The organism is Streptomyces sp. RPA4-2 (genome assembly GCF_012273515.2).
Lineage (GTDB): Bacteria > Actinomycetota > Actinomycetes > Streptomycetales > Streptomycetaceae > Streptomyces > Streptomyces kaempferi.
The window spans coordinates 1052105-1068266 of sequence record NZ_CP050975.2 but is presented as its reverse complement, the minus strand read 5'-3'; the positions used below and the strand labels follow the sequence as shown (position 1 = coordinate 1068266).

Sequence of the window (16162 nt, the reverse complement as noted above, 5' to 3'; positions counted from 1 at the left end):
TGACCTGACCTGACCCGACCCGACGCCTCGCACGAGGAGAAGGAATCGCGAGCGGTGACCCGTTCCCGGGCCGGTGCCCGAGCGGCACCGGACCCGGAGACGGCCGGCCTCCCGGCTGTACGTCCGGCAGGACCGGGAGCGCGGTCACAGGCTCAGCATCTTCAGGGGTTCGGTGCGGGTGATCTCCACGATCCGTTCAGGAGTCAACTCGGCCTGGCGGAAGGACGACCGGCTCCACTCCAGCCACGGCCCGATGTCCATCTGGGACGGCTGGCCGAGGTCGGAGCTGTAGACGACCCTCGGCAGGAGGGACAGGACGTCGGCGAAGTCGGTCAGGTCCTGGTAGTCGAGGAGCCGGGTGAGCGCGGTCTGCTCCGTCCATACCTGCTCAGCGGCGGCCACCTCCACGAGGTCCTTGCAGGTCAGCCCGGTCATCGGATTGGCGGGCTGGTTGAGCATCAGGCGTGGCAGGTCCAGCCGTACGGCCTCGTCGACCAGGAGTCGCACCTCGTGGGCGTCGGCGTGGCCGGTGGAGACGACCACCGGCAGATCCCGTGCGGCGCGCAGGATCTCGCGGACCTCCGTGCGCAGCACCCGGCTGTCGTCGGCGACGGTGAGCGGGCGCAGGCCCCCGGCGAGGAGCGGATGGGAGGGGGTGCGGGTCAGCCGGCTGCGGTGAGTGCGGCCGGTGACCGTGGGCAGATGGACGATCAGGCGCAGTCCGCTGTCCTCGCCGTGCTGGATGACGGCCTGCTCCACGGCCCGCGCGTCGAATCCTCCCGCCAGGGCGTTGAGGACGATCGAGCCGGAGACGGGCAACCCCTGTTGGCGGGCCTCCCATGCCTGGGCCGCGGTCGAGCCGAGGTGGTTCTTGAGGACGACCCAACCCCCGTGCCCGGCGTAGAGCGCACCGGCGGTGGCGGCGGTGTGGCGGCGCAGATACGCGTCCGGACCTACGTGGTAGTGGACGTCGACGAAGCCGGCGTGCTGCAAGGCCGAGGGGCTGGGCCGCCCGGTGACCTCAGTGGTCGTCATGGTCGCCCTTGTCCTCCCACGGACGGGCGTAGCCGAAGCGGGCGCGTGCCTCGTCCAGCCTGTCGCCGCCTAGCGCCGCCGCCCGGATACGGGACTCCGTACGCTCCACGGCCTCGGCGCGGCGGACGACCTCCTCGACGAGGTCGGCCGGGATGCGTAGCGCGCCGTTGTCGTCGGCCAAGATCCAGTCGCCCGGACGGACGGGCGTACCCGCGATGTCGACCTCGGCGCCGGTACGGTCCAGCACCACCCGGTTCTTGCCGCTGACCATCGTCACACCGGTGCTGAACAGCGGGTACCCGGCGGTGCGGCTCTCCTTCACATCGCGTACCGAGCCGTGCACGACCGTTCCGCGGACGCCGCGGTGCAGCGCGACGGAACTGAGGAGGGAACCCCAGTTGGTGCACATGAGGCTGCCGCCGTTGTCCACGACGACGACCGAACCGGATGGCACGTCGTCGATGTAGTCGGCGGCGTTGCGAAAGCCGGTGTCGTCGTCGACGGCGCGGTAGCGGACGGTGAAGGCGGGTCCGCAGGCGATGCTGCCGGGGGTGCGCGCCGCGATGCCGGGCAGCACGCCGGGCGGGGTGCGCAGGCTGTCCATGGCGTCCGAGAGGGCGGCCGTGTCGAGCCCGGCCATGCGTTCGCGCAGGGCTTCGGTCCCCACGGGAGCGGCGGTGGTCATGCGGATTCCTCCGTGAGGGGGTGGGAGCGGCCGATGAGGTGCCGGGTGAGGGACCATGCCGCGAACTCGGTGAAGTAGGTGGTGACTTCGGCCCCGCGATGGGGGACGGTCGACGTGTAGGCGCGCTCGCCGGTCTCGTCGCGGACGACGCAGGTGACGGCGACCGTTCCGGTGTAGGTCGTACGGTCCCCGCCGTGCCAGACGCCGGAGAGGGAGACGCCGAGTGAGGCCGAGCCTTCGCCGCTTCGGTGCGCGCGGGTCAGTTCGGCCGCGAGGACGCCCCCGGTGAGCTGGTCGTCGATGTCCGGGACGAGGCCGCGCTCGTCGAGCAGAAGCGCCAGCTCCTGGACTGCGGTGCGGTCCCGGTCGGTGACGATGTGGTCGGCGAGCGCCGTGTCCAGGCGCTTGCCCATGACGTCGGCGGATTCGGGCGGGCAGCCGAGTCGGATGTCGACGTACGGGTAGTGCCAGCGGTACGCGGGTTTGACCGGTACACCGCTGTCCCGTACGAGTTCGTCGACGAGGGCCGCCGCGTCCGCTTCGATGAGGCCGAGCGTGCGGCGGAAGACGGCGGTCACCTCGGGGGGGTCGGGGAGGTGCGCGAGGCCGTCGCGCAGCACGGACTCCAGCATCGGAAGGCATTCGCGCGGCGGTCCGGGGAGCATGATCACGGTGCTTTCCTGCGCCTGGGTCCGGCAGCCCCAGGCAGAACCGTTGAGGTTGGGCAGCAGGTCGGCGCCCTCGGTGAACAGTGCCTGACGGCGGTTGTCGTCGTGGATGGCGACGCCGAATCGGGTGAGGCGGTCCACGACCCCCTGCCACGCCTCCTCGCGGTGTTCGAGCGGGCGTCCCAGCGCGCGGGCGACGGCACCGCGGGTCACGTCGTCCGAGGTGGGGCCGAGCCCGCCCATCACCACGATCACGTCGTCGCGGCCGAGGGAGGGACGGATGGCGTCGGCGATGCCGGCCTCGTCGTCGCCGATGGTGTGGCGGACGCGGACCGGGATGCCGCGCTCGGCGAGCATCCGCGAGGCGACACGGGCGTTGGAGTCCTCCAGATCACCGCGGAGCAGCTCGTCCCCGATGGTGACGACGGCAGAGGTCGGGGCGTGCGGGACCTCGCGGCAGGCGTCCATGACCGCCTGGGCCGCCTCGGTGGTGGTGGCGCCGCCGCCCAGGTCGTAAGTGACCCGGTCGCGCCGGCGGGTGACATGGCGTACGGCGTCCCGGACACCACGCGCCTCGTGCTCGAAGCCGAGGTGCTCCAGCAACAGGCCGATGGTGAGGAACGCCGCGGCGGGATTGGCGCGCCCGTGTCCGGCCATCGCCGGGGCGCTGCCGTGCACCGGCTCGAAGTAGTTGCCGGTCTCACCGATGTTGGCGCTGGGCGCCAGGCCGAGTCCGCCCATCACGCCGCCGCCGAGGTCGGAGAGGATGTCGCCGAACATGTTCTCGGCGACGATCACGCCGAAGCGCTCCGGGCGGCGTGCCATCCACAGGGCGACCGCGTCCACGTTGAGGACCTCGAAGGGGATCTCCGGGTAGTCGGCGGCGATCGCCTCCAGCCGTTCCAGGACGTACGCGCTGCTGTGCCGCAGGACGTTGGGCTTGTCGGCGAGGGTGACCCGTTCGTGGCCGTGTCCGCGGGCGGTCTCGAAGGCGAAGCGCAGGATGCGGTCCAGGCCGTGCGAGGTCTGCAGCCGAACGCTGGCCGTGGCGCCCTGGCGGCCGCTGCGGCGGACGTTGGGGTGGTCGGCGACCAGCGGCCACATCTCGTCCGGTACGTGGTTCCAGTCCAGGCCCGCGTACAGGCCCTCGGTGTTCTCCCGGACCACGCAGAAGCGGTACGGGGTGCCGCCGCCGAGGTAGTTCTCCACCGGTCGCAGATTGGCGAACAGGTCGAGACGCTGCCGGAGTTGGATGATGGGCGAGATGTACTGCGGGGCGGACGCACGCAGTTCGGGAGCCAGCTCCGCGAGGGCCTCGCGGCGTGGCTTGCTGGTGGTGGCGCCGAGCAGCACGGCGTCGCTGCGGCCGATCAGGTCCCAGGTGCGGTCGGGGACGGGGTTGCCCTCGGTCCGCCAGTACTCCCAGCCGATGTCACCGAACTCGAGGTCGACGGGCAGGCCGAGTGTCTCGATCACCGGCAGCGCGGCGTCCAGGACCTCCGGTCCGATTCCGTCGCCGGGCAGGACTGCGACGGTCTTGCGGTTCATGAGTGTTCAGCTCCCAGGAAGCGGGTGATGGTGTCGCGGGTGAGGGCGGGCCGGTCGGCGTGGGGGCGCATTCCGGCCTGCGGCACGCCCGTCAGGTGGTGCCGCGGGCGGGGTCCGGTGGCCAGGTGCTTGCGCTGGACGAGCAGGGACCGTTCGCCGTACACGTGCAGGAGGGCGCCCGGGAAGTCCCGTACAGGGTCGCGGACATCGGCCGCGTGCAGCAGCCGCAGGCCGGCGGACAGCCGTCGGCCTGCCAACTCCTCTTCGGGATCGGTGGGTTGACCGGCGTCGGGCTCGGTGCGCGGAAGGGTGGTGGCGCCGGGTTGCCGGCCGGGGCCGCGGACGGCCTCTTCGAGGAGTCGCAGCGCCGAGGGAAGGCCCTGGGCTTGGACGGCGGCGGCGATACGTTCCAGTTTCGTGTCCAGCTCGTCGTCGGCGACGGTGGGGCCGGAAAGCAGCAGCACTTTGGCGTGATGGGTCCACTCGTGCGTGAGCAGGGCCTGGACGACGGCGCCGCCCAGGGCATTGCCGACCAGCAGGTCGGGGGCCACGGCCGCGGACGGACCGTACGCACCGTCGGCGTGCGGTGCGAGGTGGCGCCCCCAGCGGTCCACGAGGGCCTTGAGGTCGTCACCGTCGCGCAATAAGGACAGGGTGTCGTAGACCGTGATCCGGTGTCCTGAGGTGAGCAGCGGTTCGGCGACCTGGTGGAAGAACGAGCCGTGGTCCCAGCGGGGCATGACGGGCGAGAGAACGACCGCGTGGCGCGGTGCGTCGGCGTCGCCCAGCACGGCGAGGGCCGGGGCCGGCGCGGCAGTGAGCGCCGGCCCCGGGGGACGCGACGTCACCGGGCGCCCGCCGCGGTCAGTTCGCGGGCCGCCGAGAACGCGTCGCCGATCCGGTCCACGGGGAGCTTGGCGCGTTCCTCGACGGAGAGGTCGAAGTGCCCCAGGACCAGGTCGGGCAGTGGCAGCGAGGGCGTGGCTTCCGCGATTTGGGACTCCATGCGGTGGGCGAGGCTGAGGATCCGGCCGAGGTCGTACGCGTCGGTGTCGGCGCGCCGGCCGAGGTAGGCCAGCCACTGCTCGGTCACCAGGTTGCCCGGACCCTTGCCCATGCCCAGGATGGAGGAGTCGATCCAGGTGGCTCCCGCGTCGACGGCCGCGATGGCGTTGGCCAGCGCCAGGCCGAGGTTGTTGTGTGCGTGCAGACCGATGGCCGCGTCGGTCACCGAGCGGACCAGGGTGACCAGTTGGGTCACTTCGCGGGGCAGCATGCTGCCGTTGGAGTCGGCCAGATAGACCACGTCGGCGCCGGCGTCGCCGGACAGCGCGGCGAGTTCGACCAGTCGGCGCCGGTCCAGCTGACTGACGCGGGTGATGTTGACGGTGGTGGTGAAGCCCAGACCGCCGGCCTGGGAGAGCAGGGCGAGCCCGTGCTCCGGCGCGCCGGAGGGCAGGCAGAACCGGATGAGGCGGACGCCGGCGTCGTACATGCGCGGCAGGTCGTCCTCGGTGATGTTCTTCGGGTGCAGGATCATGCAGAGACGGTCGGGGGAGACGACCTCGGCGACCGCGCGTATGTAGTCGTCGGCGCCCACGCCGGTACGGCCGATCCCTGGCTTGGGTTTGAACGAGCCGTTGCGGTAGCCGATCTCGACCCACTCCATGCCGGCGGCGACGCTCTCACGTGCGTGGTGCAGTGCGTAGTCCAGCGGGAAGTCGAAGTTGTTGCGGTAGCCCCCGTCGCGCAGCGTCACATCAAGATTGACGATCATTACCCCTCCATGTATGGCGCATGCAGTTGGCGGGGTGACAGCCGCGTGTGAATCCGTCGCGACATGACGCGACGGATTGCCTGGGATTCAACACGCTGTTATTCCGGTGGGATTTTCCGCAAGCGGCATCCCACATCACATCACCCCGTTGGCGAACTTCACGGTTCAACTGCCCATACTTTTCAGCCGGAAAGCACATCGGCGAGGCGTAAGCCGGAAGTTCGTCTGTTCATAACGTATCGCATGTCCTCAAGTGAAGATCAACGAGAGGGTAAAGAGTTCGCCATGTCCGCTCACTCAGTTCTCCTCCGCGACTTTCCGCCGAACCCGTGCACTTGCTGCCGTCAGCAACTCCAGGCGTACCGGGTCGGCGTTTTCCCGTACGGCGAGCGACATGCGGATGGTGAGGGGATCCCCGATGAGTGGAAGCAGGGAGATTCGGCGGGAGGACACCGTGTTGGCCGCTGTCGGGTACACCAGGGTCCAGCCGGCCGCGCCCGCGCCGATCTCGGCGAGGGTGTCCTGGAGCCGGGTGGAGGGCGGGCCGAAGGTCGGCTCGAAACCCGCTGCGCGGCAGGCGGCGACGACGGTGTCGAAGAGCACCGCGTTCTCCCCGCGGGAGGCGATGCGCAAGGGCAGCCCGGCCAGATCGGCCAGCTCCAGGCGGTGGCGTGCGGCCAGCGCGTGCGCGGCGGGCAGCGCGACCAGCAGCGGATCGTGCCAGAGGCCGAGAAGTCGCAGGCCAGGAGCGTGTTCGAGGCCGCGGACGAAGGCCGCGTCCAGCCGTCCGGCACCTACTTCTTCCAGGCGCGTGCGGGCGTCGAGGGTCTGGAACTCGAAGCGGGTGCCGGCGCCGCGGTCGGGCAGCGCGTCCAGGAAGTCGTCCAGCCGGGGCCCCAGGGCGGAGCTGATGCCGACGCGGAAGGCGGCGGCGCTCCGCGTGGTGAGCCGTTGCGCCGTGGCGGCGAAGGAGTCCCGCGCCTTCAGTAGTTCGCGGCCCTCGGGCAGCAGGGCGTGGCCGGCCGGGGTGAGGGTCACGGTGCGACCGGAACGGTCGAAGAGCTGGGTGCCCAGCTCCCGCTCCAGTCGGCGCACCTGCTGGCTGACCGCGGGCTGGCCGATGTGCAGCCGCTCGGCCGCCCTGCCGAAATGCAGCTCCTCGGCAACGGTGACGAAGTACTGAATCTGACGCAGTTCCACGGGATCCCCCCACCGATCAGGGCGATCCTTATTATTGAACGGTGAAACATTCATGCTCGCGGGATCGCCGCGGGAGAATCCTCGCACACCGGTCGACGGCACCCGCCACCGGGCGGGCCCGCTCTCGCAGTTGTGCGGTTTCATTCATCGGCGCAGGTATTTATTCACTGCCCTGATTACCTTCAGTCGGCGGTAACTCCCTGCAGATCACCGGCCTCCGCACCGGCGCCGCGGAATTCGCCGTCATGCCTTTGCGGAGTGGAGGGCCGCCGCGCCGCCAGGGAAAGGAAGAAAGCGAAGGCGACCGTTCCCAGAACCGCGGCGGCCACGACGAACCAGCCCAGGGCGGAGAGGTCGCCCGCCGGCAGTCGGCTGGAGAGGAAGATTCCCAGTGAGGCGGCCAGCAACTGGAGGGCGCCCATCAGGCCGGACGCCGATCCCGCCGTCGAGCGGAAAGTCGTCACCCCCGCACTCATCGACAACGGCAGCAGGAAGCCGTTGCCGAAGGTCATCACCGGCATGAACACCAGGACCAGCAGACCCCAGGGCCGGCCGGCCCCGCTCAGCCCCAGACCGAGCATCATCAGCGCACCGGCGAGAAAGAATCCGTGGCCCATCCACAGCAGTCGGTCGACAGGCCGCGCGCGGACCAGGGTGCGCGAGGTCAGGTTGCCCGCGACGTACGCGATCGAGACGGTGATGTAGCAGTAACTGGTGGTCTGGGTGGCCAGGCCCATCTTCTCGAAGACGAGCGGGGAGGCGGCCAGGTAGCCGAAGTAACCGCCGTACGCCACCGCCAGGTTGATCGTGTACGCCCAGAACAGCGGACGGGTCAGCAGCTTCGGATAGCCCCTCAGCGTGGTGCCGAGGTGCTTGCTGCGCCGCTCCGGCGGCAGGCTCTCGGGGATCGAGGTGATCATCACGACCAGCGTCACCAGGCCGAGCAGGGCGGTCACCACAAACGCCGCGCGCCAGGAGACGTACGTGGTCAGATAGCCGCCCACCAGGGGAGCGACGGACGGGGAGACACCCACGATCGGCATGACCGTGGCGAACATCCGGGCCGCGTCCCTCTCCTCGTACAGGTCGCTGATCACGGCCCGGCCGAGGACCATGCCCGACCCGGCGCCCAGTGCCTGGAGGAGCCGGCCGGCGCCGAACACCTCGACCGTGGGCGCCACCGCGCACACCAGCGAGGCCACGACGAACAGTCCGAGCCCGGAGACGATGACGCCCTTGCGTCCGTACGCGTCCGAAACCGGCCCGTAGACCGCCTGGGAGACCGCGATGCCGATCATGAACGCGCTGAACGTCCATTGCACGGACGCGACCGGGGTGTGAAAGGCGTGCGCGGTGGCCGGCACACCCGGCAGATTGATGTCGGAGGCAAACAGCCCACCGGCGTTCAACGAGCACAGAACGGCGAGCAGGAGCGCGTAGGGCGTGCGTGTCGATGCGGTCTTCATGACGGACGACTTCCTTGGTCAAGAGTGGGCCGGGGGCGGACCCGCCCGGAGGGGGCCGGCGTCCGGGCGATCTCCGCCCCGGCCGTCCGGCCCGATCGGGGAGTCCGGGCGCCGTCCTGCCGAGGACGTCCGGCGGGTCCGTGGGGTCAGCGCCTGGCGGCTCGGGCCGCGAGCGTCTCGCCGGCGATCGACCAGCTGTCGGTACCGATCTCCTGCACCGTCACCCACACACTCTCCGGCTTGCTGCCGGTGGCCCGCACATACGCGTCGGTCAGGTCACGGACCAGCTGGGCCTTCTGCTCGGCGGTCTTGCCGGGGGTCTGCTGCACGTGGATGAGAGGCATGGTCTTCTCCGGTGGATCGAGGTTGAACTGATGCCGTACGGTCCCGGGCCTCAGGGCCGGGGAACCGCCGCGGATCCAGTCCAACACCGGGCCGGGGACTGTCCAAGACGCAATCCGATCTGGCACCGATCACGAATCGTGATGCGTCCCGGATCGCCGAAACGCCCGGACCCCGTGCCGTCCTCGGGGACGGGGGATCCGTGATCGAGGACGGCGATCAAGCGGGGATCAGAGGTCCCCGTGTCGGCACGTGAACATGCCGCTCGCCGAAGTGTTCGCCGGCCCGCCGGAACGGCGTGCGCGGGGTCCGTCAACCCCACGGGAAGGGAAGTCCGCGTCCGCCGCACGGAATTGACGAAAGATCCGCTCGTCAGCGGCCGGAAGGGCTCCCTGGAAGGCGCTATCGGCGTACGCTGAGGTGCCTGGAGGTCACGGTGCGCACCCGCTCCCCGCGCAGGACGCACCACCGTGGCCAGGGGGTGGAGGATGGCACAGCGCAGCGTACGCAGCAGAAGGACTCTCTTCGAACGGGAGAGTGAACTCGCCGCTGTCGAGGAGGCGTTGAGCGAGCTCACCGGTCTGCGCAGGGACGGGTCGGAAGCGCCCGAGCGGCCCCGCGGCGCGCTCCTCGCCTTCGCCGGACGCGCCGGGATCGGCAAGACGACCCTCCTCGCCGAGGTGCGGCGGCGCGCCGCCGCCAAGGGATGCACCGTACTGTCCGCACGCGGCGGCGAGCAGGAGCAGCGCGTCGCCTTCCACGTCGCCCGCCAGCTCCTGCAGCCGCACCTCGCCGGATTCTCGGAGGCCGAGCTCCGCGCCTCGCTCGGCAGTTGGTACGCCATCGTCGGACCCGCGCTCGGCCTGTGCGCCGCCTCGGAGGGTGCTCCGCCCGACCAGCAGGGCCTGCGCGCCGGCCTCGACTGGGTCCTCACCCACCTCGCCGTGCAGCGCGCCCCGATGGTGCTCGTCCTCGACGACGCGCACTGGGCCGACCCCGAGTCGCTGAGCTGGCTCGCCGCCTTCGCACCCCGCGCCGAGGAACTCCCGCTGCTCCTCGTCGTCGGCTACCGGCCCGACGAACTCCCGGACCATGCCGAGTCGTTCAGGGTCCTGCCGGGGCGCGCGGGCCAGCGGCCCGTCGACCTCGAACCGCTCAGCGCCGCCGCCGTCGCACGGCTGGTGCGCGAGGACCTCGGCGCCCAGGCCGACGACGCGTTCTGCCGGGAGTGCTGGGCGGTCACGGCGGGCAACCCCTTCGAGGCGGTGGAACTGACCGCGAAGGTGCGCGACCGCGGGCTGGTCCCGACGGAGGCCGGCGCCCACCTGCTGCGCGACCTCGCCGCCGCCGTCAAGGGCAGCGGCCTGATCGCCCGCCTCGAACGCCTGGGCACCTCCACCGTCCGCTTCGCCTGGGCCTGTGCCGTGCTCGGCACGGAGATCCCCCCGCCCCTGGCCGCGGCCGTCGCCGGACTCGGATCCGAGGAGGCCGCCGACGCGGCGGACGCCCTGCGCGGCGCCCGGATCCTCACCGGCGCCGACACCCTGGAGTTCGTGCACCCACTGGTCGCCACCGCCGTCTACCGCGCCATCCCCGGCGGCGTCCGCGTGGCCCTGCACGGCCAGGCCGCGTGGTGTGTGATCAACGAGGGACTCGGCCCCTCAGCCGCCGCCCGCCACCTCATGGAGAGCCACCCCGACGGCGACGTCTGGGTCGTCCAGCAACTGCGCGCCGCCGCCCGTGAGACCCAGCGCGCCGGCGCCCCCGACGCGGCCCGCCGCTACCTCGCCCGCGCGCTGCGCGAACCCCCGCCCTTCGAGGAGCGCGCGGCCGTCCTGTACGAACTGGGCTGCGCCTCCCTGCTCACCGAACCCGCGACCACCGTCAACCACCTCCGGGCCGCCCTCGAGGAACCCATCACCGACCCCGAGCTGCGCCACAACGTCGTCTACCGGCTCTCCCAGGTCCTCGCCCACAGCGACCGGCTCGCCGAGGCCTCCGAGACGCTCGCCCGGGAGAGCCGGATGACCGCGGACGCCCGGGTAAGGCTGCGCATGCAGTCCGAGCAGTTCATGTGGGACGCCTTCCGGGCCGACGAGCCCGACTCGCCCGCCCGTTCGCGCCGGCTGACCCGCCTCGCCGACCGCCTGACCGGCCGCGACCTCACCGAGCGGTATGTCATCGGCCTGCGCGCCTGGGACGCCACGCTGCGCGGCGAGCCCGCCCACGTCGCACTGGAGCACGCCGAGCGCGCCCTCGCCGGCGGCCTGGGCTGGGCCGAGGCCGACCGCGGCTTCGAAGTGCCCATCCTCGTCGCCCTCACCTTCATGTACGCGGACCGCCCGGGCCGCACCGAGGAACTGTTCGCCGCCGGCATCGCCGACTTCGAGAGCCAGGGCTGGCACGGCGCCCACCTCTCCTTCGGCTACACGATCCTCGCGTACGTCCGCTACCGCCGCGGCCGGCTCGCCGAGGCCGAGGACTTCGTCCGCGCCGGCCTCCGGCTCGCCGAGCGCGTCGGGCCCGGCACCCCCGTCCACTGGTACGCGGTCGCCACCCTCGTCGAGATCCTGCTGGCCCGCCGCCGGGTCGCCGAGGCGGCGCGGACCGCCGAGGAGTACGCGTTCGGGGCGCCCTTCCCCGCCGCCGTGACCTTCCCCGACGCCCAGATCGTGTACGGCCAACTGCTGCTCGCCCGCGGGCTCACCAAGGACGCGGCCGCCGAGCTGGCGGCGGCCGGCCGCCGCCTCGACCCGCGCGGCATCCGCAACCCCTCCTGGTGCCCGTGGCAGCTCCACCTGGCCCGCGCCGAGAGCCACGACGCACCGGACCGCGCCGTCGCCACGGCGCTCGAAGCGGTACAGCGCGCCCGCCAGTACGGTGCCCCCTCGGCCGTCGGCCAGGCACTGCGAGCCGCCGCCGAGGTCTCCTCCGGCTCGACCCGCGTCAAACTCCTCGAAGAGTCCGTGAGCCACCTCGAACGCTCCCCGGCCGCGTACGAACTCGCGTGCGCCCTGGTCGCCCTGGGCACCGAGCTGCGCCGCTCGGGCCGCCCCAAGGAAGCCGCCGAACATCTCTACCGAGGGCTCGACGCGGCCGTGCAGTGCGGCGCGGACGGGCTCGTCGAAGAGGCCCGTGACGAGCTGGCGGCCGCCGGGCTGCGCCCACGCAGACTGCACAGCACCGAGACGGACACGCTCACCGCCCGGGAACGCACGGCGGCCGTGCTCACCGCCCGGGGCCGCACCGCGGACCAGGTCGCCGGGGAACTGCACACCGACGAGCAGTCCGTCGTCCGGCTCCTGTCGGCGGTCTACCGGAAGGTGGGCACGGACCGTACGGGACTGGCGGCGGCGCTGGGCGAACAGCCGCCCGCCTAGCCCCGCGCGGGAGGCGCCCCCGGGCCCCGGCCGGCGGCCGGACACGTACCATTGCGGCATGTCCTTCCTCCGCCGCCGCAGCGCCACGCCCGCCGGTCCCGACTTCGACGTTCTGGCCATGGATCCGGGCGACTGGCCGGGCAATCTCGGCGCGGGCCTGCTGCCCGCTCCCGACGGCAGCTGTCAGGGTGTCTTCCTGCGCTACGACCTCTTCGGCGGGCGCGGCCCGGCGATGATCATCGGCAATATGCCCGAGGGTTCGCCGGCCCGGGAGGTCGAGGAGGCGGAGATCCCGTTCGAGGTGGCCCAGCTGCTCCTGGCGCTGGAGAACGACGAGGAGGTCACCGTCACCGGGGTCGAGGACATGCCGGTGATGCAGGGTGACAACCTCCTCATCGTGCGCCGTCTCAAGCTCTCCGAGACCCGGATCTCCTGCGTGCAGTTCGACCGCAGTGACAACGTGCTGGTGACCATCGCCGCCTGGGACCGTCCCATCACCGACGACCTGTACGCGCTGCTCAAGCCGCTGCCGCCGGAGCTCTTCCAGCAGGGCTGAGCCGCCGGCTCCCGCAGCGGGGCCGGACCACCGCGTTCAGTCGGCCGGCCGCCAGCCCAGTGCGGGGCCGAGCCTGTGGGCCATGTCCGTGAGGATCTGGACGTAGTCCTCGTGCGCGAAGGTGAAGGGCAGCGCGAACGCCACCTCGTCGACCTCCTGGAACGCGGCGTGGGCGTAGAGACGTTCGGCGATCTCGTCCGAGGTGCCGACCAGGTCGGGCGCGAACATCATCCGGGCCGGACCCTGCGGCGTCGCGGTACGCGGTGTGCGCCCCCGCGCGTACTCCTCGTACTTCTTGCGCTGCTCGGGCGTGGCGCTGTCCGTGGGGATCACGACGAGGCCCTGCGAGACGCGGGCCCGGTCGCGGTCGGGGTGGTGGGCACGGAAGGTCCGGATGTGGGACAGCTGCACCTCGGCGAAGTCCTCCGACTCCTCCGCCTTGACGACACTGCTGGTCAGAAGGTTCATGCCGTGCTCTCCCGCCCACCGCGCGGACCGCAGGCTGCCGCCGCCGTACCACATGCGGTCGCCGAGGCCGGGCGCCTGCGGCTGGACGCGGTCGGAGAAGACCTCGATGCCCTCGACACCGCTGAAGTCGGTGGCCGGAGTGCCGCGCACGAAGTCCAGCAGCCGCTCCACGCGGCTGTAGCCGAAGTCCTCCGCCTCCGCGGTGTCGGGATAGAGCGCGTGCCTGACCTGGTCGAAATGCATCGGCGGCCCGACGCTGACACCCGGATTCAGGCGGCCCCCTGACAGCAGGTCGACGGTCGCCAGGTCCTCGGCCAGCCGCAGAGGGTTCTCCCAGCCCACCGGGATGACCGCGGTCCCGAGCTCGATCCGGCTGGTGCGCTGCGAGGCCGCGGCCAGGACGGCGACGGGGGAGGAGATGCCGTACTGCAGATGCCGGTGACGCACCCACGCGCTGTCGAAGCCCAGCCGCTCACCCAGCGCGATGATCTCCAGCGTCGACTCGTGGCCCCGCCGGGGGTCGGCCTCGTCGAACAACCCGATGGTCAGGAAGCCCAGCTTCCGCAAGGGGGTCGAGGTCTGTGGCACGGGGCTCCTCCATCGTTGACGACATCTCTGTCGAACGCCAGTTCCCAACCGGAACGGCCGGCGATCATCAGAGCAACACGCCGGTCATGGCGAGGAATTCCGCCGCCGGACGGAGAGACGGCGCGGGGGCCGGATCCGCAGTACGCGGATCCGGCCCCCGGGGCGGTCGGGTGTGCCGCCGCTAGGAGTGCGAGCGCGTCACCTCCACATCCGCCGCCCTCACGAACTCGACTCGGTGCCCGAACTGGATCTCGTAGTACATGTCCTTGCCGGTCACGACCTTGTGCGACGTCGTGTCGAAGGTCGGCGAGTAGAAGTACTCACCCGGCACCTTGTCACCGGCCACGTACTTCTGCCCCGCGAGGAGCTTGTACGACAGCGGGGACACCGTCTGGACGGGGATGCCCGCCGGGTACGCCCCCTTCTCCGGGTAGGCACGTCCGTACACCGGGATGTCCGTGAGACCCGACTTGGGCGTGATGACCTGCCCCGACGTGCTCACCGCCGTCGGGTGGGCCTTGGGGTTCTTGAACCAGGCCTTCTGACCCAGGTACCAGATCGCCGTCCAGTCCCCGTCACTGTCGGCGACCGCGTACTGCTGGCCGGTGGAGACACGCGAGGCCACGTCGTTGACGTCGATGGTCGAGTCGGCGCCGTTCGGCCGCAGCCCGATGTCCTTGATCAGCGGTGAGCTGTCGGACGGCAGGGTGTGCAGGCGCACCTCGCTGGAGCCGTGGGCGGCGCAGGCCTGGCCGCTGGTGACGCATCCGGTGTACTGCGGCTTGTTCGACGCGAAGTCCGGCAGCACCATGACCAGGCCGCCGCCCGCCTTCGTCCGGTGGTACAGGGGGTGGTCGAGCAGCGCGAAGTAGTGCTCCCAGTCCCAGTAGGGACCCGGGTCCGTGTGCATCCCGGGGATCGTGGACGTCGTCGGACCGGGAACGTTGTCGTGCCCCAGGATGTGCTGCCGGTCCAGGGGCACGTTGTACTTCTTCGCGAGGTACTGCACCAGCCGTGCCGAGGCCCGGTACATCTCCTCCGTGTACCAGGCGTCCGGCGAGGCGAGGAAGCCCTCGTGCTCCAGGCCGATCGACTTGGCGTTGACGTACCAGTTGCCCGCGTGCCAGGCCACGTCCTTGGCCTTCACGTGCTGGGCGATGTGCCCGTCGGTCGAGCGCAGGGTGTAGTTCCACGACACGTAGGTCGGGTCCTGGACGAGGTTGAGCACGCCGTCCCAGGCGCCCTCCGTGTCGTGGATGACGATGTACCTGATGCTCTGCGACGAGGGCCGGTTGCCGAGGTCGTGGTTTCCGTAGTCGCCGTCGCCGAACTCCGAGTAGGGAGCCGGGATCCACTCGCAGGACACGGTCGTGGGGCACTCCGTGCCGGCGGTGGAGAGCGTCCGCAGCCCGGCCCGCCGCAGCTGCGCCGTGTCGGGGCCGATGGCGGGCTGGGCGGCGAGCTTGATCTGCTGGCCGGAGTCCGTGGTGCGCTCGGCGCCCGCCCGGATCACTCCGTAGACGTCGTTGGCGTATGCCGCCGCGGTCGCGCTGTCGTCCGCACCGGAGAAGCGTGCCACCGCGGCGTACCAGTCGGCCGCGTTCTCGCTCAGCGGTTCGCCGAGGTCCTTCTGCGCGGCGGCCAGCAGTGCGGCGCCGCCCTCGACGTTCGCGGCCGCGTCCGTGCGCAGGCGCTCGGCCGGCAGCCTGGTGAGTTCGGCCGCCCTCGTCAAGGTCTTCAGCCGTGCGGGCAGTTGGGAGTTCTCCGGGACCTTCGTCGTGGGGACGACGGGCGCGCGGGAGCTGTCGCCGCGGGCGTCCTCGGTGCCCTCGCTGTGGTGGGGTGCCCCGGCGATCGCCGTCCGGGCGTCGGTGAGGTGCATGGGGCCGTAGCCGCCGCCGACGCTGGGCGCACCGGCGTGCGCGTCCCAGCGGGACTGCAGATAGGAGACGCCCAGGAGGACGCTCAACGGCACGTGGTACTCGGCGGCCGCGCCGGTGAAGGCCCGTTGCAGCCCCCCGGCGGAGGTCTGGTCGACGCCGGCCGCCGGGGCCGCGCCGAGGAGCGGGAACATCAGTGCCGCCGAGACGAGGGCGCCCGCGGTTCTGCGCGCGCGTCTGTGCCCGGCGGTGGCCTCGGGGTCGATGAGAGATCCTCGCAATGCAGCCTCCTGGAACGGTCGGGCGCGGTGGGGCGTGCGGGGCCGAACGAGGTCAGTCGTATCGGGTCTCCGACGATCCGTCAATCATGCCCAGGAACAGCTGATTTCCCATGTCAGCGCGGGACCAAAGGGTTTTCGTGGCGGCGGCACGGGGGCCTGCGAGGCGTCAGTGGAGTGGACCAGTGGCTCGATCGGGTGAAGATTTCGACGCAAACGCGTGGGCCGGTTCGGACGCGGGTGACATGGCGGCCGTACGGCAGCCACGCACGGGTCCCTCCCGTGCGCGTC

General features: G+C 71.4%; 12 protein-coding genes. 2 read left to right on the top strand and 10 right to left on the bottom strand.

What is annotated here, in order from left to right:
• Window positions 1-144 precede the first annotated feature (144 nt).
• The 8 genes from HEP85_RS04270 to HEP85_RS04235 form a co-directional block, all read right to left on the bottom strand.
• Window positions 145-1035, bottom strand: coding sequence for a DUF6282 family protein (locus HEP85_RS04270; RefSeq protein WP_168526324.1), 891 nt, complete (start codon window positions 1033-1035; stop codon window positions 145-147).
• Window positions 1022-1720 (bottom strand): RraA family protein, encoded by a 699-nt coding sequence (locus HEP85_RS04265; RefSeq protein WP_168526322.1) that lies wholly within the window; start codon window positions 1718-1720, stop codon window positions 1022-1024. The genes HEP85_RS04270 and HEP85_RS04265 overlap by 14 nt, the downstream gene beginning before the upstream one ends.
• Entirely contained in the window at window positions 1717-3936 is a 2220-nt protein-coding gene (locus tag HEP85_RS04260; protein WP_168526320.1) for an isocitrate/isopropylmalate family dehydrogenase, read from the bottom strand. Before HEP85_RS04260 ends, HEP85_RS04265 begins: the two co-directional genes overlap by 4 nt.
• A complete protein-coding gene (locus HEP85_RS04255; protein ID WP_168526318.1) occupies window positions 3933-4784 on the bottom strand; it encodes an alpha/beta hydrolase in 852 nt (283 codons plus the stop codon). Before HEP85_RS04255 ends, HEP85_RS04260 begins: the two co-directional genes overlap by 4 nt.
• Window positions 4781-5713: a 3-hydroxy-3-methylglutaryl-CoA lyase gene (locus HEP85_RS04250; RefSeq protein WP_168526316.1), complete on the bottom strand. Its 933-nt coding sequence runs from the start codon at window positions 5711-5713 to the stop codon at window positions 4781-4783. Before HEP85_RS04250 ends, HEP85_RS04255 begins: the two co-directional genes overlap by 4 nt.
• Before the next feature lie 297 nt (window positions 5714-6010).
• Window positions 6011-6913: a LysR family transcriptional regulator gene (locus tag HEP85_RS04245; RefSeq protein ID WP_168526314.1), complete on the bottom strand. Its 903-nt coding sequence runs from the start codon at window positions 6911-6913 to the stop codon at window positions 6011-6013.
• A gap of 182 nt (window positions 6914-7095) precedes the next feature.
• On the bottom strand, window positions 7096-8379 hold the full coding sequence (locus HEP85_RS04240) for a multidrug effflux MFS transporter (RefSeq protein ID WP_365219594.1): 1284 nt from the start codon (window positions 8377-8379) through the stop codon (window positions 7096-7098).
• A 146-nt stretch (window positions 8380-8525) separates the two neighbouring features.
• Window positions 8526-8723 (bottom strand): 4-oxalocrotonate tautomerase family protein, encoded by a 198-nt coding sequence (locus HEP85_RS04235; RefSeq protein WP_168533319.1) that lies wholly within the window; start codon window positions 8721-8723, stop codon window positions 8526-8528.
• Window positions 8724-9209: 486 nt separating this feature from the next.
• On the opposite strand from HEP85_RS04235, the gene HEP85_RS04230 reads away from it, so the two are divergent.
• Together HEP85_RS04230 and HEP85_RS04225 are read left to right on the top strand one after the other, a co-directional pair.
• Window positions 9210-12101 (top strand): AAA family ATPase, encoded by a 2892-nt coding sequence (locus HEP85_RS04230; RefSeq protein ID WP_369657586.1) that lies wholly within the window; start codon window positions 9210-9212, stop codon window positions 12099-12101.
• A gap of 58 nt (window positions 12102-12159) precedes the next feature.
• The gene (locus HEP85_RS04225; protein ID WP_168526312.1) at window positions 12160-12657 is read left to right on the top strand and encodes a hypothetical protein; all 498 of its coding nucleotides are present in this window, start codon (window positions 12160-12162) and stop codon (window positions 12655-12657) included.
• A gap of 36 nt (window positions 12658-12693) precedes the next feature.
• Here HEP85_RS04225 and HEP85_RS04220 read toward each other — a convergent pair whose 3' ends face one another.
• Window positions 12694-13713, bottom strand: coding sequence for an LLM class flavin-dependent oxidoreductase (locus tag HEP85_RS04220; protein ID WP_168526310.1), 1020 nt, complete (start codon window positions 13711-13713; stop codon window positions 12694-12696).
• A 181-nt stretch (window positions 13714-13894) separates the two neighbouring features.
• On the bottom strand, window positions 13895-15874 hold the full coding sequence (locus HEP85_RS04215; RefSeq protein WP_168526308.1) for an N-acetylmuramoyl-L-alanine amidase: 1980 nt from the start codon (window positions 15872-15874) through the stop codon (window positions 13895-13897).
• Window positions 15875-16162: the final 288 nt, after the last annotated feature.

Bases quoted from the DNA above. Each gene is read 5' to 3' on its own strand.
- HEP85_RS04270 (WP_168526324.1), bottom strand. From the start codon at position 1,035: ATGACGACCACTGAGGTCACCGGGCGGCCCAGCCCCTCGGCCTTGCAG.
- HEP85_RS04265 (WP_168526322.1), bottom strand. From the start codon at position 1,720: ATGACCACCGCCGCTCCCGTGGGGACCGAAGCCCTGCGCGAACGCATG.
- HEP85_RS04260 (WP_168526320.1), bottom strand. From the start codon at position 3,936: ATGAACCGCAAGACCGTCGCAGTCCTGCCCGGCGACGGAATCGGACCG.
- HEP85_RS04250 (WP_168526316.1), bottom strand. From the start codon at position 5,713: ATGATCGTCAATCTTGATGTGACGCTGCGCGACGGGGGCTACCGCAAC.
- HEP85_RS04240 (WP_365219594.1), bottom strand. From the start codon at position 8,379: ATGAAGACCGCATCGACACGCACGCCCTACGCGCTCCTGCTCGCCGTT.
- HEP85_RS04235 (WP_168533319.1), bottom strand. From the start codon at position 8,723: ATGCCTCTCATCCACGTGCAGCAGACCCCCGGCAAGACCGCCGAGCAG.
- HEP85_RS04230 (WP_369657586.1), top strand. From the start codon at position 9,210: ATGGCACAGCGCAGCGTACGCAGCAGAAGGACTCTCTTCGAACGGGAG.
- HEP85_RS04225 (WP_168526312.1), top strand. From the start codon at position 12,160: ATGTCCTTCCTCCGCCGCCGCAGCGCCACGCCCGCCGGTCCCGACTTC.